Consider the following 12,651-nt stretch of genomic DNA (forward strand, 5'->3'; position numbering starts at 1 on the left):
TGAATAACAACGCTCATTTTTAATTAGGGACGCACCCTAATATTCTCTAATATTCTTTTTATTTTTAATTAGGGACGCACCCTAATATTCTATCGCAAAGACATAGACGGCCTGCGCGCTTTAGCTGTAGTGCCGGTACTGCTATTTCATGCTGGTTTTAGCTGGCTGCCAGGCGGCTATACTGGTGTCGACATTTTTTTTGTTATTAGCGGCTATTTAATTACCGGCATTTTACTTAACGACATTCAGCAACAACGCTTTAGTATGCTGAGCTTTTACGAGCGTCGCGCCAGGCGGATTTTACCGGCCTTGTTTGCGGTGGTGCTGTGCTGCTTGCCGCTGGCCTGGTTTAGCCTGTTACCGGCCGATATGGTGAGTTTTTCGCAAAGCCTGGTTGCGCTGTCGGGCTTTGTGTCGAATGTGTTTTTTTGGAGTGAGCGCGGTTATTTTGGTACCGCCACCGAGCTTAAACCGCTGGTACATACCTGGAGCCTGGCGATAGAAGAGCAGTACTACCTGCTGTTTCCGCTATTGCTGTTACTGCTCGTAAATAGGGACGCACCCTATTAAAAATCTCATCCTATTAAAAATCTACCCGCCTATTAAAGTTTTTTATTGTGTTTTTATTGTGTATATTTAGTTAATTAAAGCTTCTTGTGCTCTATTATGCCCAGAAAACGCCGTGTAGTATTTGCAGGTATTCCGCATCACATCACCCAGCGCGGTAACCGGCGCGAGCCTGTGTTCTTCTCTGATGATGATCGGCGCTATTATCTGAAATGGCTTGCGCATTACAGTAAACAGTTTGATTTAAATATTCTGGCGTACTGCCTGATGTCTAACCATATTCACCTTGTTGCAGTGCCAAAAACGGTAGATAGTATGCATTTGGTAATGCGGCCGTTAAATATGCGCTATGCTCAGCGTATTAATTACCATTTTGGTTGGCATGGACATTTATGGCAGGGGAGGTTTTATTCATCGCCGCTGGATGATACGCACATGTGGCAGGCAATACGTTATGTTGAACGTAACCCGGTAAGGGCAGGCATAGTATCGCACGCTTGGGACTATGCCTGGTCAAGTGCAGCATTTAATTGTGGTGATCGCAGTGACGCTGTTATTTGCTCCGACCCGCAATGGGTAGCAAGGCGCGAAGCATTTAATTCCAATTGGCAAAATTGGCTGGCACTACCTGAGCCAGAGCAGCAGCTAACTTTAATGCGCAGTAGTTTTCTAAAAGGGCTGCCGTGTGGTGACGAAAGCTTCGTTGCTCAATTAGAGAAACAGCATGGTTGTGTTTTGCGTAGCCGCCCGGTTGGCCGCCCCAAAAGATAGCACTCCTTATTCGTTGTTCTAACTAGGGACGCACCCTATTAAATAAGGGACGCACCCTATTAAATACCCACCCTATTAAATACCATCTGCCTTGGCTGCATTTTGCTATGTTATACTGCGCAAGTTTTGTTAACCAGCATGCTAAGCAAGGCCGTACTTGAAGCTAATCAAAAAACTACTCTATGCCCGCGCTACCGCTATGCTGGGTGATAAACTGGTAAAGCTTGCGGCAGGTGCTGTGCTTACGGTCTTTGTTGCCCGTATGCTGGGTGCCAGTGAGCTGGGTGTGTACTCTATAGTAATGGCCTGGAGCGCTTTTTTGGTGCCGATTACCAGCCTGGGCCTGAACAATATAGTTGTACGGCAGATGGTAAAGCATGACAACGGCCATGCTGCCATGACGATGCTGTACAGCGCCGTGACACTGCGTTTATTGCTGGGTCTGCTTGGTGGCAGCCTGATGCTGCTGGCGTTTTACTTGCTGTATCCGGCCATGTTTAGCGGCAATACCGCCATTGCCATACCGGTGCTATTTTTGTTGCAGGCATTTTTTGGTTTTTTATTATTCGAGTTCTATCTTAATTTTCAGGGTACCTTTCGCAGTACTGCTTACGCCAAATCGGTTATCTCGCTGCTTAGCTTCGCCATTAAACTGGCGTTGCTGTACAGCGGCTTTGGTATTGCCAGTCTATTATTGCTTACCGGCGTTGAGTTTTTTGTCGTTGGCCTTGCGCAGTATTGGTTGTACCGCATTAAGCATCAACCCTATAAAGAGGGCGAGCAGCGCTGGCCGCGTTATCACCCGCGCTGGTTTAACTGGCAACAGGCAAAGCTGTTACTTAAGCGTTCGTCCTGGCTATGGCTGTCGGGTATCGTATCGGTGATTTATCTTAAGATAGATATAGTGATGCTGGGCGCCATGGCCGGCACAGAACAAGCGGGTATTTACGCTGCTGCCAGCAGGCTGTCTGAGTTGTGGTATGTATTTCCGGCAACGTTAGCTGCGCGTTACTACCCCGATATGATCAAAGCGCACCAGCAGGGCTGGACGCCATATTATGTAAAGCTACGCCGCTACGCCGCGCTGTTTTTCGTCTCAGCGCTTTGCATTGCGCTGGTTATGTCGCTAACAGCTCCCTGGATTATCAGCTTACTATTCGGTGATGATTTTGCAACTGCGGTGCAGGTGCTGCGTATTCATATTTGGGCCGGTTGCTTTGTGTTTGTGCGTTATCTGATTAGCCAGCATTTATTGATTACTGAGCAGGAGCCGTTATCGCTGTTAAGTCATGGTGTTGGAGCCTTGCTGAATATTGGCCTGAATTTATGGTTAATTCCTACTATGGGTATAGTGGGCGCGGCCTGGGCAACACTGATTTCTTATGCCTATGCCTCGTTTTTATTCTTGTTTTTTGCCCGCAGCACCCGCAGCCAGCTTTGGCAGTTGTTTAAAGCCAGTGAAAAGACCGGTGCACAGTGAAATGCAGCCTATAGCAGGCTTGGTAATAGCTGAAGCAGACACTTTTATGCTATTTTATCGCGTTGTTAATGCCTTAAGAGCGCCAGCATGATAAGAACCAGGCTTGTTAGCCTTATTCCTGTATCCGCACGTCAACGAATAAAAGCTGGTTTTGCAGCTATTAGATTGGCTTTAGTGCGTTGCTGTGCCGGTAATGGTTTTTTGGCATCTTTGTATTACAGTATTTTTAGCCGCAAGTTTTACCGAGAGCACCAAGCAGTGTTGCAAGCGCGGCTGGAGTTTGCCAAGCGGGTAAAGCAGCCGCATAACTCCAGCGCCAGACTCAGGCGCAATATTCACCGGCTGGAAAAAGGCCTGATAATGCAGCCGCGCCGGCCGGTATTTGCTGAGGCTTATATTGGCGAGACGTTAAACGCATACAAGGCTGCGCTAAGCAGTAAAACTTTGTGCGCGAAAGAGTTGGGCTGGGCGACAGATGTACTGCAGCAGTACTTTACTGTAGTGGACGACCATGGCGTTATTGCAACGGCCCGACAGCAATTTGCTGAGCTCACTAAAGACACGAGCAGTGTCGGCGTTGCTATACCTTATGCCCACCAGACTTTACCGGATAACCCGGTTAGTTACAGCCAGTTATTTACTTTGTTTCAGCGGCGCCGTTCAGTGCGCTGGTATCAGCAAAAACCGGTAGACTCAGCGCTGGTGTACCAGGCTGTTGCTGCAGCGGCGCTGGCCCCTACGGCTTGTAACCGCCAGCCGTATCAGTTTTACGTGATAAATAATGCAGACAAAGCGGCAGATATCGCAAAATGCGCCATGGGCACGGTGGGCTTTGCCGATAATATTCCCTGTTTAATTGTGGTAGTGGGGGATTTAAGTGCCTATGAGGCCGAGCGTGACCGCCATGTTATTTATATCGATGCGGCGCTGGCCAGTATGCAACTGATGCTGGCACTGGAGAGCCTGGGGTTGCAAAGTTGCCCGATTAACTGGCCGGATGAAGAGCCGCGCGAGCGTGAGATGGCCGAAAAACTGCAGCTGCAATACTGGCAGCGGCCGGTAATGCTGCTGGCTACCGGCTATGCGAAACCAGATGGTGGTGTGCCGTTTTCACAAAAAAAGCCGCCGCAGCAATTGATCAAGGAAATTAACTGAATGCTGATAGAAGTAAAGGGCGTGCAGTTTGTCAATAAAGGCGCTGAGCTGATGTTGCACGCCGTACTGCAACAAATGCAGCTGCACTGGCCACGGGCACAACTGGTGCTGGAGCCTAACCCGAATTCGCCTTATGCTGCCCGCGCTGCGCTTGGCGCTTTGCAGCGTATGCCGCTGCGTAAAGCCGGCATAGATTTAAATGGTTTAAGCCGTTTTATACCGCAAAAAATAAGACGCTGGTTACGCAATAACCTGGGGCTGGTGTTTGCGGTGGACATTGATGTTGTGCTGGATGCATCTGGGTTTGCTTATGGCGACCAGTGGCCGGCGGCCAATAGCGCATATTTAGCCGCCGAGCTAAGTCGCTTTGCCCGTTGGCAAAAGCCCTATATTCTGTTGCCACAGGCATTAGGGCCTTTTAGTCGGCCGGTTGAGAAACAACGACTGGCTAAAGCCTTATCTAAAGCCAGCCTGATTTGCGCCCGTGAGCAAAGTAGTTATCAGCATGTGGCCAGCCTGACAGGCGCTATTTCACAGCTGCAGCAGTTTGGCGATTTTACTAACCTGGTCACCGGCGTACTGCCTGACGATTATCAAAGCGGTGAGCGAAAGGTGTTGATCATCCCTAACGCCAATATGGTTAGTCAGCGTAATCAATACAGTAACTGGCAGCAAAGCTATCTGCCGTTGCTAAAAAATGCCATAGAAGTTAGCCGCCAGTTGGGCCTGACGCCAGTGCTGTTAAACCATGAAGGCAAGGCCGACGGCGAAATTTGCCATCAGCTGCAGCTATGGGACAGCAGTCTGCAGATTATTACCGAAGATGACCCGCTAAAAGTTAAAGGCATTATCGGCGCAAGTAAGGCAGTGATCTGCTCGCGTTTTCATGGTTGTGTTAGTGCCTTGTCGCAGGGCGTGCCATGCCTGGGTACCAGTTGGAGCCATAAATATGAGCGTTTATTTGATGAGTATGGCCAACGCGATGCACTGCTAGCCGCCGATACCAGCACTGAATTATTGCAGCAAAAATTGCAGCATGTAATTAACAGCCAGGGTAATGCAGAACTGGCACAAAAACGTGCGGCACTGCAGCAACAAAGCGAATTGATGTGGCAGCAGGTGAGTGCGGTTATAAAACAAAAGTTAACTATTTAGTACTTGATGTTTAGTGGTATTTTGGTATAGTCTTGGTTAAATTTTCGCACAACGTCTTTTAAAGGAATGACTATGAAAAAATTATTAGTTGCTGCGGCTGCGTTAGCTTTTGCTGTTAACGTTAACGCCCAGGAAGAAGCGGGTGGTTTTGGTACCATCGGTGGTGTTGCTACTACTACTGTTGCTGCTGGTGTTGTTGGTGTAGCTGTTGCTGCGGCCATTATCTCTAACAACCGTGGTTCTTCAGTAAAAGAAGAAGAAAAAGTGCCAACCTGTAACGCAGGTGATGCTGCGCCAGTTAACGGCGTTTGTACTGGTGTAATTGTAACCGGTACTGGCACTATGACTTCTACAACTACTGCTACTTACGCACCAAGCGTTAAGTAAGTTGTAGTTTGATATTAAGCCGCCTGCTGGCGGCTTTTTTATTGCTGCATGCTTATGACCGTGCTGTTTTCTGTTGGTTTTTATTTGGCACGGTAAAGCGGTTATTTGACAAAACATGAGCCTTAAATTGTGAAAACAGCGATAAAACAGCTTGTTGCCGCAGGCGCACTGCTTGTATTAAGTGCCTGTTCCGGTACCTATAACTCTTATATCGACACCCTGCAACTGGCTTTTAGTACGCCACAAGACGTTAATCTTACCCTGCAACAAGTGCGTGAAGCACGCTCTGATTTAATTTATGTGCGCCACGGTGAGCGCAGCCAGGCCGCTATGGCGTTGTTGCGTTTAGAAGCTGGCCAGCATAAATGGGTGTCTGCAGATAATGCTTTATTGATAATGCAGCAGGGCCGTATTGTGCGCACGGTGGGCTTTACTAATGATTTACTGCATTTAAGCAATATTCAGGGTGATCAAATTCGCCAGACTGAAGCCATTAACCCGGCAACCGAGTGGTTACGCCTGGCAGATTGGCAAAATGGAGAATACGGCTATGCGCTTAGCTCGCGTTTTAGCGTGGCCCCGGGTGAGGTTATGAAGTTTTTTGGCCATAGCCTGAACACAACACGCATCACTGAACAGGTTACCTATGCCAGCCCGGCAAACTACGTGCGTTTAGATAACCGCTGGCAAAATGATTTTTGGTTTGATACTAACACCGGCACTTTAATTAAGAGCGCGCAACAGCTGGCGCCTTTTGGCGAACGCTTTGAAATGACTTATATCAGCCGGATTGCCCGTTTAGTGCCCGCGGACAAGGAAGGCAGCGATGAGTAACCGTTATTTAGCAACATTGTGCTTGCTGCTGTGTAGCAGCTTAAGCCAGGCTGCTGTTAGCATTGATGTTAACGGCGAGCGACGCGACTACCCGCATAATCCGCGTTTAGCCGAGGTGCTACAACCTTACGCGTTAACACAGCCTTGGTATTGGCCCGCTGCAGCGTTGTACCAAACAGATAGCCAGCATGCGCAAGTGCTGCGTCAGCAGCTGCTGCAATTGGCCACTGAGATTGCACAGCAGTCAGATGATGCATTGTTGCGCGACAGTCTGGCGTTGCTGCAAGCGCAGGTAAACCAGTGGCAATTGGCCGATCGCGTAAACCTGGCACTGGATTATGATGCAGCAACAATACAACCTGCACTTAACCCGCGATTTGATAATGGCAGTTACCGTATTGTGCTTAAACGCCGCCCGGTAGTTGTGCATATTGCCGGTGCCGTTAAACGCAGCTTTAGTGTACCGCATATTAGCGCCGGCGCTGTTGCCCGCTATGTGGCAGACAGCCCGATGATATACGGCGCAGACCGCGACCGGCTTATGATAATACAACCTGATGGCCGTGTTATTGCCGCGGGTATTAGCCACTGGAACCATGAGCATATTGAAGCCATGCCTGGTGCTCAGCTGCTGGTGTTATTTGCAGAGCCGGTGTTGGATGGGCGTTTTGCGAGATTAAATGCTTTATTGCAACAACTGGCTGCTCACAGGATTTTGCCATGACGCTGTTTCGTTTTTCTTTTGGTTTATCTTTACTGTCACTTGCTTTGCTGAGCACAGCTACGCATGCTGCCGACAACAATAACTGGCAGCAGCCTGCGGCGGGTGTATCGCAGATGGCTCATGGTGGCGTGGGGCTTATTCAAACGCCAACGGCGCGAATGGCACCGGCTGGCGACCTGAGTATGAATTACACCGACAACGAGGAATATCGCCTGTGGTCGGTAAGTATTCAGTTGTTTGACTGGATGGAGTCGACTATCCGGTATACCGATGTGCGTACGCGTTTGTACAGTGACGACCCGGATTTTAGCGGCGATCAAACCTACAAAGACAAAGGTATAGATGTTAAGTTTCGTCTGCTAAAAGAAAGCCGCTACCTGCCGCAGGTGTCTTTGGGTGTGCGCGATTTTGGTGGCACCGGTTTATTTGAAAGTGAATACCTGACGCTGAGTAAAAAATGGCACAACCTGGATTTTCACCTTGGCATTGGCTGGGGCTATCTGGGGCAGGGCGCTAATATATCTAACCCGTTTTGCCAGTTAGTTGATAGCTTTTGCGATCGGCCCCAAGGCTATGGTGGCCGCGGAGGTAAGGTAGATTACGACCAGTTTTTTAAAGGCCCGGCCTCGCTATTTGGCGGTATTGAATATCAAACACCCTGGCAGCCATTGCGGTTAAAACTGGAGTACGAAGGCAATAATTATCAGCAAGACTTTGCCGGTAACTTAGCGCAAGACTCCAACTGGAACGTCGGCGCAGTGTACCGTTGGGGTAATTTTAACTTTGACTTAAACTATCAGCGCGGTAATACGCTGGGTTTTGGTGTGCATTATGCACTCAATTTGCATGACGTACGCCAATATAAGGTTAAACCGGCACTACGCATTGTGCCAGAGCAGTTAAACCGTAGTGCAATTGCCGACCGTGATGCGCTGCCGCAAGCCTTATTGCGTGAGGCCGGTTTTGCCTTGCAAACGGCTCATATTAACGACGATGAGTTTATTATTTATGGCCAGCAAATGGCTTATCGTGATCATGATGAAGCGGTTGAGCGCATTGGCCGGGTGCTGGCAACCGAGGTGCCCTCACATATTAAACGCTACCGCATTGTTAATTACGCCGGCAATTTGCCTGCGGTAGAAACCGTGATAGAGGCCGCGCCTTTTATTGCCGCTGTGCGCTATGAGTCATTGCAGAATCAGGTTAAGTCAACCTATGTGCGCCAACAACCGGCAGCGCAGACGCTTAGCTATAAAGCAATGCCTTCCCAAAGTGGTTTCTTTGCCGGTGCTGAAACCTTTTTTATTCAAACCTTTGGTAGTCCTGAAAGCTTTTATATGTATCAGGGCGGCATCTTTGCCAACGCCGGTTACCGCTTTAACAACAACCTGATACTTAATAGTACGGCCAAGATCACGCTGCTGGAGAACTTTGATAAGTTTAACTATACCGTTGACGCTGAGCAGACGCCGTTGCCACGGGTGCGCACTTATATTCGTGAGTATGTTACCGGTAACGTAGTTTCATTAGAAAACCTGTATTTGCAATGGCAGGATGAAATTGCACCAAATTGGTTTGCGCAGGCCTATGGCGGTTATTTGGAAACCATGTACGGCGGTGTAGGTACTGAGCTGTTATACCGGCCGGTAGATGCCAATATCGCTGTCGGGTTTGATTTAAACTACGTGCGTCAACGTGATTATGACAACGAGTTAGACTTTTTTGACTATAAAACCTTTACCGGTCATATCAATGTCTATTGGAAGCCGGAATTTTTGCCTGATACGCAGCTCACCTTTAACATTGGTCAGTTTTTGGCAAAAGATAAGGGCGTTAATATCGACTTTGCCAAACGCTTTAACAGCGGCATAGTGGTGGGCGCTTATGCCGCTTTTACCAATGTATCGGCAGAGGAGTATGGCGAGGGCAGTTTTACCAAAGGCTTTTATTTATCTATACCATTTGATTTGTTTTCGTTGCGTCCGGCCAAAGGCCGTGGCCGCCTGCCATGGGTGCCTATTTCGCGAGACGGTGGTCAGCCACTTAACCGCCCGGCAACGCTGATTGACATGACAGAGCAGCGCTCACCGTTTTATGACTAAACCAGAAGGGTAGCTTAGCTGCCCTTTTTATTATGTTACCTTGTTACTTTGACACTGCGCCTGGTAAATGCTAACGCAACTGACATTTTGCAGGGTATTGGCCAGCATATCACCGACCAGTTTCATCCGGCGCAAGTCGATGCTGGTCCATTTGCGCTTACAGGTCACAATATCACAGCTAATAAATCCCAGCAGTTTGTCATTTGCCTGATTGGCGAAAACGGGTTTAATCTGCTTGGCAAAAATGTTCTGCTTTTAGCGCCACAGGCTTTCGCTTAGCGTGCTGATGTCGGTAACACAACCCTGCAGCAGCCAGTCGCAAATAGCGTTAGCCACATTAGGGTAATGTGCCTTATTTAACTTTTGCTGCTGGTTTAGCCAGTGCGCTATCTGCGTTGTGCTTAGCTGCTCTGTGCTGTGCGCCAGTTGCAGTTGTGTCAGTGCCAGCGCATTTGATTGTTGCTCCATCTGGCCTTGCAGGGGTTTAACCATAATGCGTTTGCCCAGCTGCAGGGCTTCGCTTATCAGCTCAAAACCGGCATTGCTCAGCACATAACTGCAACTGGCTAAATCTGCTTTAAACGGCGCCAGCGCTGGCGGATGGGTACTGATATGGCCAACAGTGTCGATAGCTAACCCCGGGCCGTACACACTAAACTGATAATTTGTAAGCGGTTTTAGCAGCGCCAGTACTTGTTGCTGTTGTTCAAATGGCAAATATACCAGCACTTGCTGCGGCTTAAGTGCTACATCTACTGGTTCTTCGTCAATAATAGGCGGCAATATCGGTTGGTTAAAATGGTGCCAATGCAAGCCCAGTTGCAGCTGTGCCGGAGCAAAGTGCTTAAACACCATCTGAGTAACAAAATTGTTGTGACACTGTGGAATACGGTGCAAAAACGCATACTGGTGGCCGATAGCCACGCTGCGTTTACCGGCGCGCTGTGCTGCATGGGCGGTTACTGGCTCAAAGTCGGTTAATACCAGATCATAGCTGCTGACATCCAGCGAGCTGATATCCTGCCGCAGTTGCCGCAACGATGCTTGCTTAATGCTTTGCCAGTAATTTACCCGGCCTGCTTCGGTAACAAACGTCAGGCCGCGTTTTAGCTGGTATTGGCCAAACTGCTGCATATCAAAAAACTGTGACGCTTCGCGGCCTGAGAACAAGTAATCAACCTGCACCCCGGCTTTTGCCAGATATTTCCCCATGGCGCGGGCCCTGCTAATATGGCCATTTCCTGTTGCCTGCACACCATAGAGAATTTTCATCTGTTACTCCGTTTTTTTATCCTGCCATACCAAGGCTTTAAAATGGGCCCGGCACATAGACACATAGCTTTCGTTACCACCAATTTGCACCTGTGACCCTGCAGTGGCCGGCTTACCCTGTTCATCCAGCCGCACGACAAAGTTGGCTTTGCGGCCACAGTGACAAATGGTTTTCAGTTCTATCAGTTTGTCGGCCCAGGCCAGCAGTGCTTCGCTACCGGCAAAGGTGTCGCCTAAAAAGTCGGTGCGCAGGCCAAACGCCAGCACCGGTATATTTAGCTCATCGACAATATCTGTTAATTGCCGCACCTGTGCTTTAGATAAAAACTGTGCTTCATCTATCAGCACACAGTCCAGCTCACCTTGTGCTTTTAATTGCTGCACATGCGCAACAAAGTTGAAACCGGCATTAAACATATGCGCATCCATTGCCAGGCCAATACGCGAGCTAACTTTACCCAGGCCAAACCTGTTATCCAGTGCTGCAGTGTAAATGGCCACTGTCATACCTCTTTCCTGATAGTTATAGGCACTTTGCAGTAAAGAGGTCGATTTACCGGCATTCATTGCCGAGTAGTAAAAATATAATTGCGCCATGGCGTCACCTTACAAAAAAGACGACGCAGTATAGCAATAACCTAGGCCAAAATATAAAGGCCTAACATGACAGAATTAAGACGCTGGTAACTTTGCTGAAGCTGCATTAAGCTCTGCTGCAATTGATAATAAGGAACAGAGCATGGAAAAATTTATTTTACTGCCGGTATTTGTACAGGTGTTACTAACCAGTGTAGTGATGGTATTAATGGGGAGGCGCCGTATTGCAGCGGCAAAAAATAAAGACATCTCAATCTCGGCATTTCGCACCATGAATTTAACCGGCGCCAACGAGCAGGTAATTGCCACCAGCCGTAACTTTGACAACCAGTTTCAGATGCCGATGCTGTATTTATTTAGTGTGCTTTTTACCCTGCAGCTTGGCCTGGCCGATATGATCTATGTGGCACTGGGCACCGCCTTCGTTGCGCTGCGGGTTTTGCATACCGTGGTGCATGTTGGTACTAACCATGTGCGTACCCGCTTTAATGTGTTTTTGCTTGGCTGCGCAGTGCTGTGGGCGATTTGGCTAAGGCTGCTGTGGCAGGTACTGGTTGGTTAAACCTTGCTGGCTTATATATCGCTGTTTTTCAGCGGTTTTGTTGCTGCTACACTGTTTCCTGCCTCCAGCGAAGCATTGCTTTTAGCGCTGTTATCGCAGGGCTACACGCCGTTGTGGTTGTTTGTGGCTGCAACGGCTGGTAACACCTTGGGCTCTTGTGTTAACTGGTATCTGGGCTTGAGGCTGCTTGATTTTCAGCATAAGCGCTGGTTTCCGGTATCCGTAAGCGCACTTAACAAAGCACAGCTGCAGTTTTCCCGCTTTGGCAAGCTAAGTTTGTTGTTTGCCTGGCTACCGATAGTGGGCGATCCGTTAACCCTGGTAGCGGGGGTAATGAAGGTGCGATTTTCGCTGTTTTTTATACTTGTCTTGCTGGGCAAAGCATTACGCTATGCGCTGTTAATCTGGTTAGGAAATGCAGCTCTGGCATAATTAGCATTGGTAAAACCAGCTTAGATCCGTCATCATTAGCACCATTATCGACTGCATAACAGGATTATATTATGGAATACCAATTAACCGCTGAAGAATTAAACCGCATTACCACACTGGATGCCGAGCAGCGTTACGCTTATTTTGTGCAGGCGGTTGCAGATCTGGAAAAGATCTGGATTTTAGTTGATGACGATGGCTTCGTGCTGGTTAGCGCAGAAGATGAGCGTTGCATACCTGTTTGGCCTCATGCCGAACTGGCAGAACAATGGATTGAAGGTGAGTGGTCGCATTGTACTGCGCAAGCAGTAGACGTGGACACCTGGCTGGAGAAATGGACATCTGGCTTAAATGGTGACGAGTTGGCCATTGCCGTGTTGCCAGATACTGACGGCCCAGGCGTAGTGGTGCTACCTGAAGAACTGGCAGAGACATTGCTTAGCGAAATGCAGGACGATGAATAACCGCGATATTACGCAGGTTAACAGGTAAGGGCGCATAGTTGCGCCCTTATTTTTTGCCACCATGTAACGCTTTTCAAGGGGTCAGAGCACTTGAACTTCAAGTGCTCTGACCCCTTGAAAAGTGGAGCGCACAAATGTCGCTCCCCTTG

General features: G+C 48.6%; 15 protein-coding genes. 12 read left to right on the plus strand and 3 right to left on the minus strand.

Annotated features, from left to right (window positions below):
• Positions 1 to 102 precede the first annotated feature (102 nt).
• The 9 genes from ACYVIC_RS10910 to ACYVIC_RS10950 all read left to right on the plus strand — a co-directional run bounded on the left by ACYVIC_RS10910 (position 103) and on the right by ACYVIC_RS10950 (position 9,175).
• The gene (locus ACYVIC_RS10910; protein ID WP_460860466.1) at positions 103 to 570 is read left to right on the plus strand and encodes an acyltransferase family protein; all 468 of its coding nucleotides are present in this window, start codon (positions 103 to 105) and stop codon (positions 568 to 570) included.
• A 96-nt stretch (positions 571 to 666) separates the two neighbouring features.
• Positions 667 to 1,338, plus strand: a complete 672-nt coding sequence (locus ACYVIC_RS10915; protein ID WP_460859855.1) for a transposase — start codon at positions 667 to 669, stop codon at positions 1,336 to 1,338.
• Between the two features lie 157 nt (positions 1,339 to 1,495).
• Positions 1,496 to 2,818 (plus strand): flippase, encoded by a 1,323-nt coding sequence (locus ACYVIC_RS10920; protein ID WP_460859858.1) that lies wholly within the window; start codon positions 1,496 to 1,498, stop codon positions 2,816 to 2,818.
• A gap of 87 nt (positions 2,819 to 2,905) precedes the next feature.
• Entirely contained in the window at positions 2,906 to 3,973 is a 1,068-nt protein-coding gene (locus tag ACYVIC_RS10925) for a nitroreductase family protein (protein ID WP_460859860.1), read from the plus strand.
• Positions 3,974 to 5,128, plus strand: a complete 1,155-nt coding sequence (locus tag ACYVIC_RS10930) for a polysaccharide pyruvyl transferase family protein (RefSeq protein ID WP_460859862.1) — start codon at positions 3,974 to 3,976, stop codon at positions 5,126 to 5,128.
• A 72-nt stretch (positions 5,129 to 5,200) separates the two neighbouring features.
• Positions 5,201 to 5,515: a hypothetical protein gene (locus ACYVIC_RS10935; RefSeq protein WP_460859864.1), complete on the plus strand. Its 315-nt coding sequence runs from the start codon at positions 5,201 to 5,203 to the stop codon at positions 5,513 to 5,515.
• 129 nt (positions 5,516 to 5,644) lie between these two features.
• A complete protein-coding gene (locus ACYVIC_RS10940) occupies positions 5,645 to 6,349 on the plus strand; it encodes a YjbF family lipoprotein (RefSeq protein ID WP_460859866.1) in 705 nt (234 codons plus the stop codon).
• Positions 6,342 to 7,073, plus strand: a complete 732-nt coding sequence (locus ACYVIC_RS10945; protein WP_460859868.1) for a capsule biosynthesis GfcC family protein — start codon at positions 6,342 to 6,344, stop codon at positions 7,071 to 7,073. Before ACYVIC_RS10940 ends, ACYVIC_RS10945 begins: the two co-directional genes overlap by 8 nt.
• Positions 7,070 to 9,175, plus strand: a complete 2,106-nt coding sequence (locus ACYVIC_RS10950; RefSeq protein WP_460859870.1) for a YjbH domain-containing protein — start codon at positions 7,070 to 7,072, stop codon at positions 9,173 to 9,175. The genes ACYVIC_RS10945 and ACYVIC_RS10950 overlap by 4 nt, the downstream gene beginning before the upstream one ends.
• 30 nt (positions 9,176 to 9,205) lie before the next feature.
• Here the strand turns inward: ACYVIC_RS10950 and ACYVIC_RS10955 are convergent, their stop codons facing one another.
• From ACYVIC_RS10955 to ACYVIC_RS10965, 3 genes are all read right to left on the minus strand, one after another.
• Positions 9,206 to 9,343, minus strand: a complete 138-nt coding sequence (locus tag ACYVIC_RS10955) for a hypothetical protein (RefSeq protein WP_460859872.1) — start codon at positions 9,341 to 9,343, stop codon at positions 9,206 to 9,208.
• An 87-nt stretch (positions 9,344 to 9,430) separates the two neighbouring features.
• Positions 9,431 to 10,447, minus strand: coding sequence for an MJ1255/VC2487 family glycosyltransferase (locus tag ACYVIC_RS10960; protein WP_460859874.1), 1,017 nt, complete (start codon positions 10,445 to 10,447; stop codon positions 9,431 to 9,433).
• A 3-nt stretch (positions 10,448 to 10,450) separates the two neighbouring features.
• Positions 10,451 to 11,044: a thymidine kinase gene (locus ACYVIC_RS10965; protein WP_460859877.1), complete on the minus strand. Its 594-nt coding sequence runs from the start codon at positions 11,042 to 11,044 to the stop codon at positions 10,451 to 10,453.
• A 142-nt stretch (positions 11,045 to 11,186) separates the two neighbouring features.
• Between ACYVIC_RS10965 and ACYVIC_RS10970 the strand changes: the two genes are divergently transcribed.
• The 3 genes from ACYVIC_RS10970 to ACYVIC_RS10980 all read left to right on the plus strand — a co-directional run bounded on the left by ACYVIC_RS10970 (position 11,187) and on the right by ACYVIC_RS10980 (position 12,502).
• The gene (locus ACYVIC_RS10970) at positions 11,187 to 11,606 is read left to right on the plus strand and encodes an MAPEG family protein (RefSeq protein ID WP_460859880.1); all 420 of its coding nucleotides are present in this window, start codon (positions 11,187 to 11,189) and stop codon (positions 11,604 to 11,606) included.
• Between the two features lie 3 nt (positions 11,607 to 11,609).
• The gene (locus ACYVIC_RS10975) at positions 11,610 to 12,038 is read left to right on the plus strand and encodes a YqaA family protein (RefSeq protein WP_460859882.1); all 429 of its coding nucleotides are present in this window, start codon (positions 11,610 to 11,612) and stop codon (positions 12,036 to 12,038) included.
• A 71-nt stretch (positions 12,039 to 12,109) separates the two neighbouring features.
• Positions 12,110 to 12,502 (plus strand): DUF2750 domain-containing protein, encoded by a 393-nt coding sequence (locus tag ACYVIC_RS10980; RefSeq protein WP_460859884.1) that lies wholly within the window; start codon positions 12,110 to 12,112, stop codon positions 12,500 to 12,502.
• Positions 12,503 to 12,651 lie beyond the last annotated feature (149 nt).

It is taken from the genome of Rheinheimera gaetbuli (assembly GCF_054781935.1).

What these genes read in the sequence shown, in the direction of transcription:
- ACYVIC_RS10915 (WP_460859855.1), top strand. Translation starts at nt 667, where the DNA reads ATGCCCAGAAAACGCCGTGTAGTATTTGCAGGTATTCCGCATCACATC.
- ACYVIC_RS10925 (WP_460859860.1), top strand. Translation starts at nt 2,906, where the DNA reads ATGATAAGAACCAGGCTTGTTAGCCTTATTCCTGTATCCGCACGTCAA.
- ACYVIC_RS10930 (WP_460859862.1), top strand. Translation starts at nt 3,974, where the DNA reads ATGCTGATAGAAGTAAAGGGCGTGCAGTTTGTCAATAAAGGCGCTGAG.
- ACYVIC_RS10935 (WP_460859864.1), top strand. Translation starts at nt 5,201, where the DNA reads ATGAAAAAATTATTAGTTGCTGCGGCTGCGTTAGCTTTTGCTGTTAAC.
- ACYVIC_RS10945 (WP_460859868.1), top strand. Translation starts at nt 6,342, where the DNA reads ATGAGTAACCGTTATTTAGCAACATTGTGCTTGCTGCTGTGTAGCAGC.
- ACYVIC_RS10950 (WP_460859870.1), top strand. Translation starts at nt 7,070, where the DNA reads ATGACGCTGTTTCGTTTTTCTTTTGGTTTATCTTTACTGTCACTTGCT.
- ACYVIC_RS10960 (WP_460859874.1), bottom strand. Translation starts at nt 10,447, where the DNA reads ATGAAAATTCTCTATGGTGTGCAGGCAACAGGAAATGGCCATATTAGC.
- ACYVIC_RS10965 (WP_460859877.1), bottom strand. Translation starts at nt 11,044, where the DNA reads ATGGCGCAATTATATTTTTACTACTCGGCAATGAATGCCGGTAAATCG.
- ACYVIC_RS10970 (WP_460859880.1), top strand. Translation starts at nt 11,187, where the DNA reads ATGGAAAAATTTATTTTACTGCCGGTATTTGTACAGGTGTTACTAACC.
- ACYVIC_RS10980 (WP_460859884.1), top strand. Translation starts at nt 12,110, where the DNA reads ATGGAATACCAATTAACCGCTGAAGAATTAAACCGCATTACCACACTG.